The organism is Devosia yakushimensis (assembly GCF_030159855.1).
Classification (GTDB): domain Bacteria; phylum Pseudomonadota; class Alphaproteobacteria; order Rhizobiales; family Devosiaceae; genus Devosia; species Devosia yakushimensis.
This window is the reverse complement of record NZ_BSNG01000001.1, coordinates 3,007,669-3,021,367: the sequence shown is the minus strand read 5'-3', so window position 1 is coordinate 3,021,367 and position 13,699 is coordinate 3,007,669. Positions and strand designations below refer to the sequence as shown.

Below are 13,699 nucleotides of genomic sequence, written 5' to 3'. Positions count from 1 at the left end.
TCCCCTTTTGTTCCAATATCAGCCGAGCATCTGCCGCATTGAGAGGGTGATTTCGGCATGCTGATAGGGTTTGGCGAAGAAGAGGCTGCCATCGGGCAGGTCGTCCGCCGCCACTGGCCGCTGCCCCGAGGTCACGATGATATGCACCGGCGGCCAGCGGTCGCGCACCGCTGCGGCGAGTTTTAGCCCATCCATGCTGCCGGGCATGTCGATATCGGTGAAAATCAGCCGCACGCTGGGATCGCGCTCAAGAATAGCAATGGCCTGGTCTGCATTGGCCGCCTCGAGCACTCGAAATCCCTCGTCGGTCAGATGGGCCACGATGCTCATGCTGACCAGCGGTTCGTCCTCGACGACCAATATGGTGATATCAGCTGAGGGCATGCCCCAGGCTCCAAAAAACAACGAGCCAACCCCGCGAACCCGCTCCAAGGCAACGGTGCACCGGGCTTTTCGATCCGCTCCCACTCATCACAAACAGTGGATAAGTCCGATTGTGATCGCATCTGTCCCGGCAAAAATGACTAGTTCCTATGCAAAATGGAGATATTGCGCTCGTTTTAGGCAGAGGCATAACTAGCCCCGATGTCCAATGCTGCCTTGTCCATTCTGATTATCGATGAGAACCGCATCCGTGCCTCCATCATCGAGAGCGGCCTGCGTGAGGCTGGGCATACTCGCGTCACCGTCATTCACGACGTCAACGAAGTCGCGCGCACCATAGAGGCGTCCTCGCCCGATGTGGTCGTTGTCGATCTCGAAAATCCGCAACGCGACATGCTCGAGCATTTCTTCTCGCTGTCGCGCGCCATCCAGCGGCCCATCGCCATGTTCGTCGATCGCTCCGATGGCGCCATGATCGAAAAGGCCGTCGAGGCCGGCGTCTCCGCCTATGTGGTCGATGGCCTCAAGAAGGAGCGGGTCAAGTCCATCCTCGATATGGCCATTTCCCGTTTCAATGCCTTTTCCCGGCTGACGCGCGAATTGGAGCAGGCCCGCAGCGAGCTGGAAGACCGCAGGATTCTCGATCAGGCCAAGGGCATTCTGATGAAAACCCGCGGCCTCAGCGAAGCCGATGCCTACGCCCTTTTGCGCTCCACCGCCATGAACCAGAACCGCCGCATGGTCGATATCGCCCAAAGCCTGGTGACCGCGGCGAGCCTTTTGGGTCCCTAGGAGCAATCATGTCCACCACCCAACTCACCGCCGGCTTCCTGCCCCTGCTCGACAGTATCCTTCTGGTACTGGCGCGGGAAAAAGGCTTTGCCGAGGATGAGGGGCTGGACCTCACCCTGTTCCGCGAAACCAGCTGGGCCAATATCCGCGACCGCGCCGCGCTCGGCCATTTCGACATCGCTCAGATGCTGGCGCCCATGCCCCTGGCGTCAAGCCTGGGGCTCACTCCGCTCGCCACCCCGATGATCGCGCCCATCGTGCTGGGTCTGGGCAATAATGCCATTACCGTCAGCGGCGCCCTCTGGCAGGCCATGGCGGGGCAGGGCGCCCCGGGCAATCTTGACCCCACCCCGACCGGCGCGGCCCTGGCCAAAGTGGTCAAGGCCTCGCCGCGCAAGCTGCGGTTTGGGGTCGTGCACCAGACCTCCTCGCACAATTACGAATTGCGCTACTGGCTCTCGGCCAGTGGCATCATGCCCGATCGCGATATCGAAATCGTCGTCCTGCCGCCCCCGCTTCTGCCCGATGCCCTGGGCAGTGGCGGCATCGATGGCTATTGCGTGGGCGAGCCCTGGAACAGTGTCGGCGTCGCCACCAGGGGCGGTCACATCGCCACCGTCAAGGCGCTGATCTGGCAATCGAGCCCCGATAAGGTCCTGGGCATGCGTGAGGCCTGGGCCGATGCGCATCCCGATCTCGTCGCCTCGGCCATCCGTGCCGTTTATCGTGCCGGCCTCTGGTGCGCCGATCCGGCCAACCACCCCGAAGCCGCCGCCATCATGTCCGGGGCCGCTTACCTTAATCAGCCGCCCGCGATTGTCGGGCGCGCCCTGACCGGCATGCTCGATATCGGCAATGGCGTACTGCAACAGGTGCCCGGCTACTATATTCCCCATGCCAGCGCGGCCAACTTCCCCTGGAAAAGCCACGCCCTCTGGTACTATTCGCAGATGGTGCGCTGGGGCGAGGTTACTGCCAGCGAGAGCCATGCCGCCATCGCCGCCGCCTGCTTCCGTCCCGATCTCTATCGGCAGGCGCTCGCCCCTCTGGCCGCGCCGCTCCCGTTGGCCGATTTCAAGACCGATGGCGAGCATGCCCGGACGCACAACATCCTGGCCGAAAACGGTCCCCTGTCGATGGGCCCGGATCGCTTCTTCGATGGCGCGATTTTCGATCCCGAGGCGCTGGACCGCTACATTGCCAGCCAGTTGGCGCAGCGCTGACTCTATTTTCATCACTGCATACTAGTGCGCATATTTTAGGCGAGTTGGCGTCGAATTGACCCATGCCTGCCCCGGGCCGGTTTTGCGGTCCTGGCTTCAAGTTTCGCCAATATACTGAAACTGCAAGGAAAATAGCGCCACAACGCACTTGGCACGCTTCATGCAATGTCATTGGCGAAGCAGCACGTTTCCCCCAAAGCGTGCGCACATATCAGCGTCCAACGATGGGCGTTACAGGCAAAGCTGCCAACAGGTCTCGCTCCCGGTCCCCCTCCGACCGCGCGCCGCCCGTTGGCAGCTTTTTTGTTTTTCTCTTGCAGCTGGAGAATTCGATGACGCTAAAGACCACCCGCCGCTCCTTCCTCAAGGGTGCCACGGCTACGACCGCCACCCTGCTTGCGGCCAGGGCCCTGTTCCCCTCGGGCGCCTTCGCGCAAGGCGCGGGCCCCGAGGTCACCAGCGCCAAGCTGGGCTTTATCGCGCTCACCGATGCGGCGCCCCTGATCATCGCACTCGAGAAGGGGCTTTTCGCTAAGCATGGCGTTCCCGATGTCCAGGTTCAGAAGCAGGCATCCTGGGGTGCCACGCGCGACAATCTCGTGCTGGGTGGTGCTGCCAACGGCATCGATGGCGCCCATATTCTTACGCCAATGCCCTATCTGATGAGCCTGGGCACCGTAACCAATGGCGTGCCGGTGCCGATGTCGATCATCGCTCGCCTCAACTATGACAGCCAGGGCATCTCGGTGTCGCAGGAATACAAGGATGCTGGCGCCGGGCTCGACAGCGCGCCGCTCAAGGCGGTTTTTGCCGAGCGCAAGGCCGGCGGTAAGGAGGTCAATATCGCCATGACCTTCCCCGGTGGCACCCATGATCTGTGGATTCGCTATTGGCTGGCCGCGGGCGGCATCGACCCCAATAGCGAGGTATCGGTCATCACCGTGCCGCCTCCGCAAATGGTCGCCAATATGAAGGTTGGCACCATGGATGCCTTCTGCGTCGGCGAGCCCTGGAATGAGCAATTGGTCAATCAGGGCATCGGCTTCACGGCCACAACGACGGGTGAATTGTGGAAGCACCACCCCGAAAAGGCGCTGGGCCTGCGCAGCGATTTCGTCGAGGCCAATCCCGTGGCCACCCAGGCCATGCTCATGGCCGTTATGGAAGCCCAGCAATGGTGCGATGCCATGGAAAACAAGGATGAGATGGCCACGATCCTGGGCAAGCGCAGCTGGTTTAATGTCCCGCCGGTCGACGTCGCAGGGCGTCTCAAGGGCGACATCAATTACGGCAATGGGCGCGTCGAAACCGCCACCGGCCTCGAAATGAAGTTCTGGAAGGACCACGCCTCCTATCCCTTCAAGAGTCACGACGCCTGGTTCCTCACCGAAAATATCCGTTGGGGTTATCTGCCCGGCTCCACCGACATCAATGCCTCGGTCGATGCCGTCAACCGCGAAGACATCTGGCGCTCCGCCGCCGCCGCCCTGGGCGTGGCCGCCGCCGACATCCCCGAAGGCACCTCGCGCGGCGTCGAAACCTTCTTCGACGGCAAGGTCTTCGACCCCGCCAACCCCAGCGCCTATCTCGACAGCCTCGCCATCAAGGCAATGGTCTGACCCCAATTGATGGTGCGGGGTGTGTCCCCGCACCCTTTCCCGGCATCGCCCCGAAAGGACCAAATCCATGTCCGCCACCGTCCAGCGCCTCGCCCCAGCCTCCGCCCCGCAGCCCGCGGCCGCAGCCGAAGTCTTCGCCCTGCCCATGCCCGCTGCCCGCCCCGGCGCCTGGTCGAAAACCCTCGCCAACATCGCCGCCAACGTTGTGCCGCCGCTCGTCGTTATCGCGCTGATCCTGGTGGTCTGGCAGATCATCTGCGGCTCGCCCGGCGCCTCGCTCCCTGCGCCCAGCCAGGTCTGGACCGATGCGGGCGAACTGATCGTCAGCCCATTCTTCGACTACGGCCAGGGCGATATCGGGCTGGGCCTGCGCGTGCTGACCTCGCTGCAACGCGTCGCCATCGGCTTCGGCATTGCCGCCGTGGTGGGCGTGGCGGTCGGCGCGGTTATCGGCCAATCCATCTGGGCCATGCGCGGGCTCGATCCGATCTTTCAAATCCTGCGCACCGTGCCGCCGCTCGCCTGGCTGCCGCTCTCGCTCGCCGCCTTCATGGATTCCGCGCCCTCGGCCATTTTCGTGATCTTCATCACCTCGGTCTGGCCGGTGGTCATCAATACCGCCGTGGGCGTGCGCAACATCCCCCAGGATTACCGCAACGTGGCGCGCATCCTCCAGCTCAACCAGGCCGAGTTCTTCTTCAAGATCATGATCCCGGCCGCCGCCCCCTACATTTTCACCGGCCTGCGGATCGGCGTCGGCCTGTCCTGGCTCGCCATCGTCGCCGCCGAAATGCTGACTGGCGGCGTGGGCATCGGTTTCTTCATCTGGGACGCGTGGAACAGCTCGCGCCTCTCCGACATCATCGTGGCGCTGGTCTATATCGGGGTCGTGGGGTTCATCCTCGACCGGCTGGTAGCGGCCGTCGGCGCCTTCGTCACCCGCGGCACAGCTGCGAACTGAGGAGCTTTTCATGACCTATCTCAGCATTGAAAACGTCGACAAGCATTTCGACCGTGGCGGGGTCCGCTCCGAGGTCCTCAAGGATGTCAGCCTCGATATCGCCCAGGGCGAAGTGATCTCGATCATCGGCCATTCCGGTTGCGGCAAGTCCACCCTGCTCAACCTGATTGCAGGCCTGACCGAAGTGTCCTCCGGCGGCATCCAGCTCGAAGGCCGCGAGGTCAATGGCCCCGGCCCCGAACGCGCCGTGGTGTTCCAGAACCATTCGCTGCTGCCCTGGCTCACCGTCTATGAAAACGTCAACCTGGCCGTCGCCAAGGTGTTCGGCCGCACCAAGACCGGCGCCGAACGCCATGACTGGATCATGCACAACCTTGATCTGGTGCAGATGAGCCACGCCAAGGATAAGCGCCCCACCGAGATTTCGGGCGGCATGAAGCAGCGCGTCGGCATTGCCCGGGCGCTGGCCATGCAGCCCAAAATCCTGCTGCTCGACGAGCCCTTCGGCGCGCTGGACGCCCTCACCCGCGCCCATCTGCAGGATGCCGTCATGGATATCCAGAAGCGGCTCGGCAACACCATGATCATGATCACCCATGACGTGGACGAGGCCGTGCTGCTCTCCGACCGCATCGTCATGATGACCAATGGCCCCGCCGCCCGTATCGGGGAAATCCTCCCCGTCCCGCTGGAGCGTCCGCGCAACCGCATCGAGCTGGCTGGCGATCGCACCTATCTCAAATGCCGCGAGGCAGTGCTCAAATTCCTCTACGAGCGCCATCGTTTTGTGGAAGCCGCGTAAATGACCGAAAAACTCGTCATCATCGGCAATGGCATGGCGCCGGGCCGCGCCCTCGAAAAGCTCTTCGAGACCGATCCCGGCCGCTACAGCGTCACCATTTTCAACGCCGAACCGCGCGTCAATTACGACCGCATCATGCTCTCGCCAGTGCTCTCGGGTGAAAAGACCTTCGAGGACATCATCATCCATGGCGACCACTGGTATATCGAAAACGAAATCCTGCTCTACAAAGGGCACAAGGTCACCGAAATCGACCGCGAAAACCGGATCGTCCGCTCCGAACAGGGCGCGTCAGCCGAATATGACAGACTGATCATCGCCACTGGCTCGGTGCCCTTCATCATCCCGGTGCCCGGCCACAAACTGCCCGGCGTGCTCTCCTATCGCGATCTCGACGACGTCCACGCCATGATGCTGGCCGCCAAATCGCGCGGCCATGCCGTGGTCATCGGCGGGGGCCTGCTCGGCCTCGAAGCCGCTGCGGGCCTGATCAATCAGGGCATGAGTGTCACGGTCCTGCACATCTCGCCCACCCTGATGGAGCGCCAGCTCGATCCGGCCGCCGGCTATCTGCTGCAAAAGGAGCTGGAGCGTCGCGGCATCCAGGTCATCACCAAGGCCAATACCAAGGAAATTCTCGGCGAAAACCGCGTCGAAGCCGTGCTGCTCGACGATGGCACGACCATCAAGGCCGACCTCGTCATCATGGCCGTGGGCATCCGCCCCAATGCTGCGCTCGCCAAGGAAGCTGGCATTGCCGTCAATCGCGGCATCGTCGTCAACGATCAGATGCAGACCTCCGACCCCGCCATCTACGCGCTGGGCGAATGCGCTGAAGTCGGCGGCACCTGCTATGGCCTCGTCGCCCCGCTCTATCAGCAGGCCAATATCGTGGCGGCGCATCTGGGCGGCGATCATGGCGCGACCTTCGTGCCGCAATATACCGCCACCCGCCTCAAGGTCACCGGCATCGATCTCTATTCGGTCGGCGATTTCGGGGAGGGCGAAGACCGCGAGGAAATCGTGCTGCGCGACGCCAATGCCGGCGTCTACAAGCGCCTGATCCTGCGCGACGAAAAGATCATCGGCGCCGTGCTCTATGGCGAAACAGCAGACGGCCCCTGGTTCTTCGATATGCTCAAGAACCAGACCGACACAAGCGAAATGCGCGATACATTGATCTTCGGCCAGGCCTATCAGGGGGGCTCCCCCCTGGACCCTATGGCGGCCGTTGCAGCCTTGCCGGATGAGGCAGAGATCTGTGGCTGTAACGGCATTTGCAAAGGCAAGATCACCGGCGCCATCACCGCCAAGGGCCTGACGACCCTCGACGGCGTGCGCGCCCACACCAAGGCCTCGGCCTCCTGCGGTTCCTGCACCGGCCTGGTCGAACAGCTGCTGCACGCCACCCTGGGCGATGCCTATAATCCCGCGGCCGTACAGCCCATGTGCCCCTGCACCGAACTGGGCCATGATGACGTGCGTCGCCTGATCATCGCCAAGTCGCTCAAATCCATCCCTGCCGTGATGCAGGAATTGGAATGGAAAACCTCCTGCGGCTGCGCCAAGTGCCGCCCGGCGCTCAATTACTATCTCGTGGCCGATTGGCCCGGCGAATATGAGGATGATGGCCAGTCCCGCTTCATTAATGAACGGGTCCACGCCAATATTCAGAAAGACGGCACCTATTCGGTCGTCCCCCGCATGTGGGGCGGCATGACCAATCCCAAGGAATTGCGCGCCATTGCCGATGTGGCCGACAAATTCCACATCCCCGCCGTCAAAGTCACCGGCGGCCAGCGCATCGACCTGCTCGGCGTCAAAAAGGAAGACCTGCCCGGCGTCTGGGCTGATCTGAATGCCGCTGGCATGGTCTCGGGCGCCGCCTATGCCAAGGGTCTTCGTACGGTCAAAACCTGCGTCGGCTCCGACTGGTGCCGCTTCGGCACGCAGGATTCTACGGGCCTGGGCATCCGCATCGAAAAGTTCATGTGGGGCGCCTGGACCCCGGCCAAGCTCAAACTCGCCGTCTCCGGCTGCCCGCGCAATTGCGCTGAGGCCACCTGCAAGGATATCGGCGTGGTCTGCGTCGATTCTGGATACGACATCCACTTCGCCGGCGCCGCGGGCCTCGATATCAAGGGCACCGAATTGCTCTGCCACGCCGACAGCGAGGACGAGGCCCTCGAAATCATCGTCGCGCTGACCCAGCTTTATCGCGAACAGGCCCGCTATCTCGAGCGCATCTACAAATGGGCCAAGCGCGTCGGCACGCCTTCGATCCTGGCCAATGTCGTCACCGACCACGACAAGCGCCGCGCCTATTACGAGCGCTTCGTCTATTCGCAGACTTTTGCCCAGATCGACCCCTGGGAAGAACGCGTCAACGGCAAGGACGCCCACGAATTCGCCGCCATGGCCGAATTCGGCATGCCGGTCGCAGCGGAGTGAAGGCCATGACCAACTGGATCGAAATCGGCGATATCAACGCCATCCCCCGCCGCGGCGCCCGCTGCGTCAACACGCCAAACGGCAAGATCGCCGTCTTCCGCACCCAGGAAGACCAGATATTCGCCATCGAAAACCGCTGCCCCCACAAGCACGGCCCGCTCAGCGAAGGCATCGTCCACGGCGCCTCGGTCACCTGTCCACTGCATAACTGGGTGTTCGACCTCGCCACCGGCGAGGCTCAGGGCGCCGACGAAGGCTCGGTTCGGACCTACCCAATCGACGTGGTCGACGGCCGCATCTTCATGGCCGCCGATCTGGCAATGGTGGCGGCGGAGTAGGGGATGGCATGACGACCACCCGCACCACCTGCCCCTATTGCGGCGTCGGCTGCGGCGTCCTCGCCACCCCGAACCCGGACGGCACCACCGCAATCGCCGGTGACCCCGACCACCCAGCCAATTTCGGCCGCCTCTGCTCCAAGGGCTCCGCGCTAGGCGAAACCCTTTCCCTCGATGGTCGCCTGCTTCACCCTGAAATCAACGGCGCCCGCGTTAGCTGGGACGACGCGCTGAACCTCGTCGCCACCACATTCCAAACCACCATCGCGGAACACGGCCCCAACTCCGTCGCCATCTACGGCTCCGGCCAACTCCTCACCGAGGATTATTACGTCGCCAACAAGCTGATGAAGGGCTTTATCGGCTCGGGCAATATCGACACCAATTCGCGCCTCTGCATGGCCTCCTCCGTCGCCGGCCACAAACGCGCCTTCGGCTCCGACACCGTCCCCGGCAATTATCAGGATCTCGAACTGGCCGATCTCATCGTGCTGGTCGGCTCCAACCTCGGCTGGTGCCACCCCGTGCTCTACCAGCGCATCGTCGCCGCCAAAGCAAATCGCCCCGATATGCGCGTCGTGCTGATCGATCCCCGCCGCACCGTCACCGCTGACATTGCCGACCTACACCTGCCCGTCCAATCCGATGGCGATAGCGCGCTTTTCGTTGGCCTCCTCGCCCATCTCTCCCGCAACGGCATCGCCGCGCCCGATTTCGTGGCCGATCACACCTCTGGCGCCGAAGCCGCGCTGCTGGTGGCCGAGGATTGGCCCATCACCCGCGTCGCTGCTGCTACCGGCGTCTCCGAACACGCCATTACCTTGTTCTATGACTGGTTCGCCCGCACCGAAAAAACCGTCACCGTCTATTCCCAGGGCGTCAATCAATCCGCCTCCGGCAGTGACAAGGTCAACGCCATTATCAATTGCCACCTACTCACCGGCCGCATCGGCCGGCCGGGCATGGGCCCGTTCTCGGTCACCGGCCAGCCCAATGCCATGGGCGGCCGCGAGGTCGGGGGGCTGGCCAATATGCTCGCCGCCCATATGGATTTCACCCCCGAAGCGTTGGATAGGGTAGGGCGCTTCTGGAACAGCCAGACAGTCGCCCAAAATCCCGGCCTCAAGGCCGTCGATCTCTTCGCCGCCATGGCGCGTGGCGAGGTCAAAGCTGTCTGGATCATGGCGACCAACCCGGTCGATTCCATGCCCGAAGCCGACGCCGTCCGCGCCGCACTCGCGGCCTGTCCCTTCGTCGTGGTCTCCGATATGTCGGCCCGCACCGATACGGGCCTTGTGGCCCATGTCCGCCTGCCGGCCGCCGGCTGGGGCGAAAAGAACGGCACCGTCACCAATTCCGAACGCCGCATTTCCCGCCAGCGTCCCTTTCTGCCACTACCCGGCGAAGCCCGCCCCGATTGGTGGATCATCAGTCAGGTCGCCCACCGCATGGGCTTTGGCGCCGCCTTTGCCTATGCTAGCGCTGCCGACATTTTTGCCGAACACGCCGCCCTCTCGGCCTTCGAAAATGACGGCACCCGCGACTTCGATCTCACCGGCCTCATCGGCGCCGATTATGACAGCCTGACGCCCACCCAATGGCCCATCCGCGCCAAGCCCGCCGCCCGCCTGTTCGGCAATGGCGCCTTCTACACGCAGGATGGCAGAGCCCGCTTCGTGCCCGTCCTGCCGCCGCCGCCCTTCGCGCCCGCGCCGGGCAGCTTCATCCTCAATACCGGCCGCGTGCGCGATCATTGGCACACCATGACCCGCACCGGCAAAGCCGCGCGCCTCTCCGCCCATTACGCCGAGCCCTTTGCCGAAATCCACCCCCAGGACGCCGAAGCGCTCAACATCCGCCGTGCTACCCTGGTCCGCCTCAGCAACAATCACGGCACGGCCATCGTCCGCGCCCTGGTCACCGACCGGCAGCGGCGCGGCCAAATCTTCGTGCCCATGCATTGGACCGATCAATTCGCCTCCCATGGCCGCGTCGATGCGCTGGTCACGGCCAAGATCGATCCCGTCTCCGCCCAGCCCGCGCTCAAAATGGCACTCGTCCATGCCGAGCCCGTCGCCGTGCGCCTCTATGGCTTTTTCGTCGCTGCCAACCGGCCCGCGCTCGACAGCGTCGATTATTGGGCCATTGCCGAAGCCCCCGGCGGCCTGCGCGGCGAGTTGGCCTGGTTCGACGAACCCAGCGATTGGGAAGCCTGGCTGCGCACCGCCTTCGCTCTGCCGGAAACCATCCGCGTACTTTCCGCCCTCGACTCCCGTTCGGGCCGCCGCAGCTTCGCCGCCATGGCCGATGGCAAGCTGATCGCCGCGCTCTACACCGCGCCCGATCCGGTGCTGGTTTCCCGCCAATGGGCCGTGGGCCTGCTCACCGCTGCCCAGCTCGATGGTTCCGCCGTTCTTGCCGGCCGCCCCGGCGCCGACATGCCCGATGCCGGTGCCATCGTCTGTTCATGCTTTTCCGTTGGGATCAACACCATCACCGCCGCCGTCACTGGCCAAGGCTGCACCACTGTCGAAGCCGTCGGCGCCTGCACCAAGGCCGGCACCAATTGCGGCTCCTGCCGCGCCGAAATCAGGGGGATCATCGATGCACATCGTCTCGCCGCCGCCGAGTAAATCGCGCTACGATCGCATGGCTCCGCTCGCCGTGTTGCCGGTATTCTTCGGCCTGCAAGGCAAGCGTGTGATTGCCATTGGCGGCTCCGAACCCGCCACCTGGAAGATCGAATTGCTGGCTGCCGCCGGTGCTCATGTCCAGGTGCTGGCCCCCGTCACCGAGTGGTGCGACGAGCTGATCGCCTTGGCCGAAACCGGCGCCTCGGCGGGCACGATCAGCTTGGTCGATTGCCACTGGGCGCCCTCCGACCTCTCCGGCGCAGCGCTCGCCGTAGCCGATATCGAAGATGACGCGGAGGCTTTCGCCTTTACCGAAGCCGCCCGCGCCGCAGCCGTCCCCTATAACGTCATCGACCGCCCCGAATTCTGCCAGTTCCAGTTCGGCTCCATCGTCAATCGCTCGCCCATCGTGGTGGGCATCTCCACCAATGGCGCTGCGCCCATTCTGGGCCAGGCCGTCCGCCGTCGCATCGAAACGCTGCTGCCCCAAACCCTCTCCACCTGGGCCCAACTTGCCCAGGATATCCGCGGCAAGGTCATGGCCGCACTCGAGCCCGGCCCACAGCGCCGCGCCTTCTGGGAGCGCTTCACCGAGCGCGCCTTCACAACCCAATCAGAACCCGTACATCTCGACGACGAAATTGCGGCAATCGCCGCCGCGCCCCCCGCCGGCCGCGTCACATTGGTGGGTGCCGGACCGGGCGATGCCGACCTCCTCACCATCAAAGCCGTCCGCGCCTTGCAGTCCGCCGATGTTATTCTATTCGACGATCTGGTCTCCGCCGAAGTCCTCGAACTCGCCCGCCGCGAGGCCAAGCGCCTGCTGGTCGGCAAACGCGCCGCGCGCGAGAGCTGCCGCCAGGAAGACATCAACGCGATGATGCTGAACCTGGCCCGTCAGGGCAAACATGTCGTCCGGCTAAAGTCTGGTGATCCAATGATTTTTGGTCGCGCCGGGGAGGAAATCGAGATGCTGGAACGCCACGGCATCGCCGTCTCCGTGGTCCCTGGCATCACCGCCGCTTTGGCCCTGGCATCCCGCCTCGGCGTCTCGCTGACCCATCGCGATCACGCCCAATCCGTGCGCTTCGTCACCGGCCATTCCCGCCAGGGCGTGCTGCCCGATACCCTTAATTGGCAGGCCCTGTCCGACCCCGCCACCACCAGCGTCTACTACATGTCCCGCCGCACCTTGCCGGCCATCGTCGCGCAGCTGGAAGGGCAGGGCATGTCCCTCGCCACCCCCGCCATCATCGCGGGAAATGTCGGCCGCGCCGACGAACAAATCTGGCGCGGATCGCTCGGTCAAGCCGTTGCTGCCGTTACGGATTTCCCGCTTGGTGCTCCCACCATTTTCTCCGTAGGCGACGCCCTAAACCGCCCGCCGTTTGGAGCTGTTGCGGGCAACGACGCGCGGCGTGACGACGAAATGCTCCGCCTCGCCCCGGCCCCGCACCCGCTCGATCAGCAGGCGAGCTGACTGCAATCCCAGAAGCTCCCCGGACTGATCGACGCTGGTCAAGGCATTCTGCGCAAAGTCGCAATACATCGTATTGTCATAGCCCACGATCGCCAGATCGCCGGGAATGCTGAGCCCCAGCTCGGTTGCCACGCTGATCACCTCAAGCGCAATGAAATCGGTCCAGCAGAACAGCGCTTCGGGCCTGTCCGGGCCGCCCAGCAGCCGTCGCGCCGCAATCTGCACCTCGCGCAAGGTCTGGGGTGAGCGCACGATATTGATGTTCTCTCCCACCCCCTGTTCGATCATCTCGCGGCGATAGCCCAGCTCCCGCTCCGCCAGGATGGTCGATGTCGTCGTCGCCAGACTCAGCATGGCGATATTGCGAAAACCGTTGGCCAGCAGGTGCTTGACCACCAGCCGGGCCCCCAGCTGATCGTCATTGTTCACCGTGTCAAAATCGGTGTTGCTCTTGGCATGATGGCCGATAGCCACCAGCGGCTTCTGCCGCGCGAGGTGGCCGAGCCGATCCACATATTTGGTGGTACCGATCAGGATGATGCCGTCCATCTGCCGGTCGATCATCGCCTCGATCATGGCTTCCTCGGCCGGGCCATGCGAATGGCTGGTGCCCATCATCAGTTGATATTGTGTGCGCTCCAGCGCCGAATTCACCCCCGCCAGGATATCGGCAAAGAACGGGTTGCGGATATCGGGCAGGATCAGCCCCAGCGTATAGGTCTGCCCGCGCATGCCGCGCGCCGAGGCCAACGGCCGGTAGTTCAGCTTGTCCATCGAGGCGCGCACCTTGTTGCGCAGGCTCTCGCTGACCCCATAAGCCTCGCGCAAGACCTTCGAGACTGCGGCGACCGATACGCCCGCATCCTCGGCCACTTCGCGGATCGTGACCCGGTCGCTTTTTTTTCCCGGTTTTGCTTCAACCATTTACGCGCCTTTCAGACCCGAAACCGGGCCATTCCCCTTGTGTCATTATTCGCCGCAAATGCCTATTGCCAAACAAATGAAAATGTAGAACG

General features: G+C 63.6%; 11 protein-coding genes. 9 read left to right on the top strand and 2 right to left on the bottom strand.

The annotated features are described in order from the left end of the window. Positions 1-18 precede the first annotated feature (18 nt). Complete coding sequence (locus tag QQL79_RS14640; RefSeq protein ID WP_284392088.1) at positions 19-384, bottom strand: response regulator; 366 nt, start codon at positions 382-384, stop codon at positions 19-21. A 201-nt stretch (positions 385-585) separates the two neighbouring features. On the opposite strand from QQL79_RS14640, the gene QQL79_RS14635 reads away from it, so the two are divergent. The 9 genes from QQL79_RS14635 to cysG all read left to right on the top strand — a co-directional run bounded on the left by QQL79_RS14635 (position 586) and on the right by cysG (position 12,683). Further along, the gene (locus QQL79_RS14635) at positions 586-1,176 is read left to right on the top strand and encodes an ANTAR domain-containing response regulator (RefSeq protein ID WP_284392087.1); all 591 of its coding nucleotides are present in this window, start codon (positions 586-588) and stop codon (positions 1,174-1,176) included. 8 nt (positions 1,177-1,184) lie between these two features. Then, a complete protein-coding gene (locus QQL79_RS14630) occupies positions 1,185-2,399 on the top strand; it encodes a CmpA/NrtA family ABC transporter substrate-binding protein (RefSeq protein ID WP_284392085.1) in 1,215 nt (404 codons plus the stop codon). A 332-nt stretch (positions 2,400-2,731) separates the two neighbouring features. Then, a complete protein-coding gene (locus QQL79_RS14625) occupies positions 2,732-4,018 on the top strand; it encodes a CmpA/NrtA family ABC transporter substrate-binding protein (RefSeq protein WP_284392084.1) in 1,287 nt (428 codons plus the stop codon). 67 nt (positions 4,019-4,085) lie between these two features. Next, positions 4,086-4,979 carry a nitrate ABC transporter permease gene (ntrB, locus tag QQL79_RS14620; RefSeq protein WP_284392082.1) on the top strand — a complete coding sequence of 298 codons (894 nt, stop codon included), beginning with the start codon at positions 4,086-4,088 and terminating at the stop codon, positions 4,977-4,979. Positions 4,980-4,989: 10 nt separating this feature from the next. Next, on the top strand, positions 4,990-5,781 hold the full coding sequence (locus QQL79_RS14615; RefSeq protein ID WP_284392081.1) for an ABC transporter ATP-binding protein: 792 nt from the start codon (positions 4,990-4,992) through the stop codon (positions 5,779-5,781). Beyond that, positions 5,782-8,232 (top strand): nitrite reductase large subunit NirB, encoded by a 2,451-nt coding sequence (gene nirB, locus QQL79_RS14610; protein ID WP_284392079.1) that lies wholly within the window; start codon positions 5,782-5,784, stop codon positions 8,230-8,232. Between the two features lie 5 nt (positions 8,233-8,237). Further along, positions 8,238-8,570, top strand: a complete 333-nt coding sequence (gene nirD, locus QQL79_RS14605; RefSeq protein ID WP_284392077.1) for a nitrite reductase small subunit NirD — start codon at positions 8,238-8,240, stop codon at positions 8,568-8,570. An 8-nt stretch (positions 8,571-8,578) separates the two neighbouring features. Beyond that, positions 8,579-11,203 (top strand): nitrate reductase, encoded by a 2,625-nt coding sequence (locus QQL79_RS14600; protein ID WP_284392075.1) that lies wholly within the window; start codon positions 8,579-8,581, stop codon positions 11,201-11,203. Beyond that, positions 11,175-12,683: a siroheme synthase CysG gene (cysG, locus tag QQL79_RS14595; RefSeq protein ID WP_284392074.1), complete on the top strand. Its 1,509-nt coding sequence runs from the start codon at positions 11,175-11,177 to the stop codon at positions 12,681-12,683. The genes QQL79_RS14600 and cysG overlap by 29 nt, the downstream gene beginning before the upstream one ends. On the opposite strand, the gene QQL79_RS14590 is transcribed toward cysG, so the two are convergent. Continuing rightward, the gene (locus QQL79_RS14590) at positions 12,576-13,607 is read right to left on the bottom strand and encodes a LacI family DNA-binding transcriptional regulator (protein ID WP_284392072.1); all 1,032 of its coding nucleotides are present in this window, start codon (positions 13,605-13,607) and stop codon (positions 12,576-12,578) included. The genes cysG and QQL79_RS14590 overlap by 108 nt on opposite strands. Positions 13,608-13,699: the final 92 nt, after the last annotated feature.

Excerpts from the sequence above, each read along its gene's own strand:
- QQL79_RS14640 (WP_284392088.1), bottom strand. The coding sequence starts at position 384 with ATGCCCTCAGCTGATATCACCATATTGGTCGTCGAGGACGAACCGCTG.
- QQL79_RS14635 (WP_284392087.1), top strand. The coding sequence starts at position 586 with ATGTCCAATGCTGCCTTGTCCATTCTGATTATCGATGAGAACCGCATC.
- QQL79_RS14630 (WP_284392085.1), top strand. The coding sequence starts at position 1,185 with ATGTCCACCACCCAACTCACCGCCGGCTTCCTGCCCCTGCTCGACAGT.
- QQL79_RS14625 (WP_284392084.1), top strand. The coding sequence starts at position 2,732 with ATGACGCTAAAGACCACCCGCCGCTCCTTCCTCAAGGGTGCCACGGCT.
- ntrB (WP_284392082.1), top strand. The coding sequence starts at position 4,086 with ATGTCCGCCACCGTCCAGCGCCTCGCCCCAGCCTCCGCCCCGCAGCCC.
- QQL79_RS14615 (WP_284392081.1), top strand. The coding sequence starts at position 4,990 with ATGACCTATCTCAGCATTGAAAACGTCGACAAGCATTTCGACCGTGGC.
- nirB (WP_284392079.1), top strand. The coding sequence starts at position 5,782 with ATGACCGAAAAACTCGTCATCATCGGCAATGGCATGGCGCCGGGCCGC.
- nirD (WP_284392077.1), top strand. The coding sequence starts at position 8,238 with ATGACCAACTGGATCGAAATCGGCGATATCAACGCCATCCCCCGCCGC.
- QQL79_RS14600 (WP_284392075.1), top strand. The coding sequence starts at position 8,579 with ATGACGACCACCCGCACCACCTGCCCCTATTGCGGCGTCGGCTGCGGC.
- cysG (WP_284392074.1), top strand. The coding sequence starts at position 11,175 with ATGCACATCGTCTCGCCGCCGCCGAGTAAATCGCGCTACGATCGCATG.
- QQL79_RS14590 (WP_284392072.1), bottom strand. The coding sequence starts at position 13,607 with ATGGTTGAAGCAAAACCGGGAAAAAAAAGCGACCGGGTCACGATCCGC.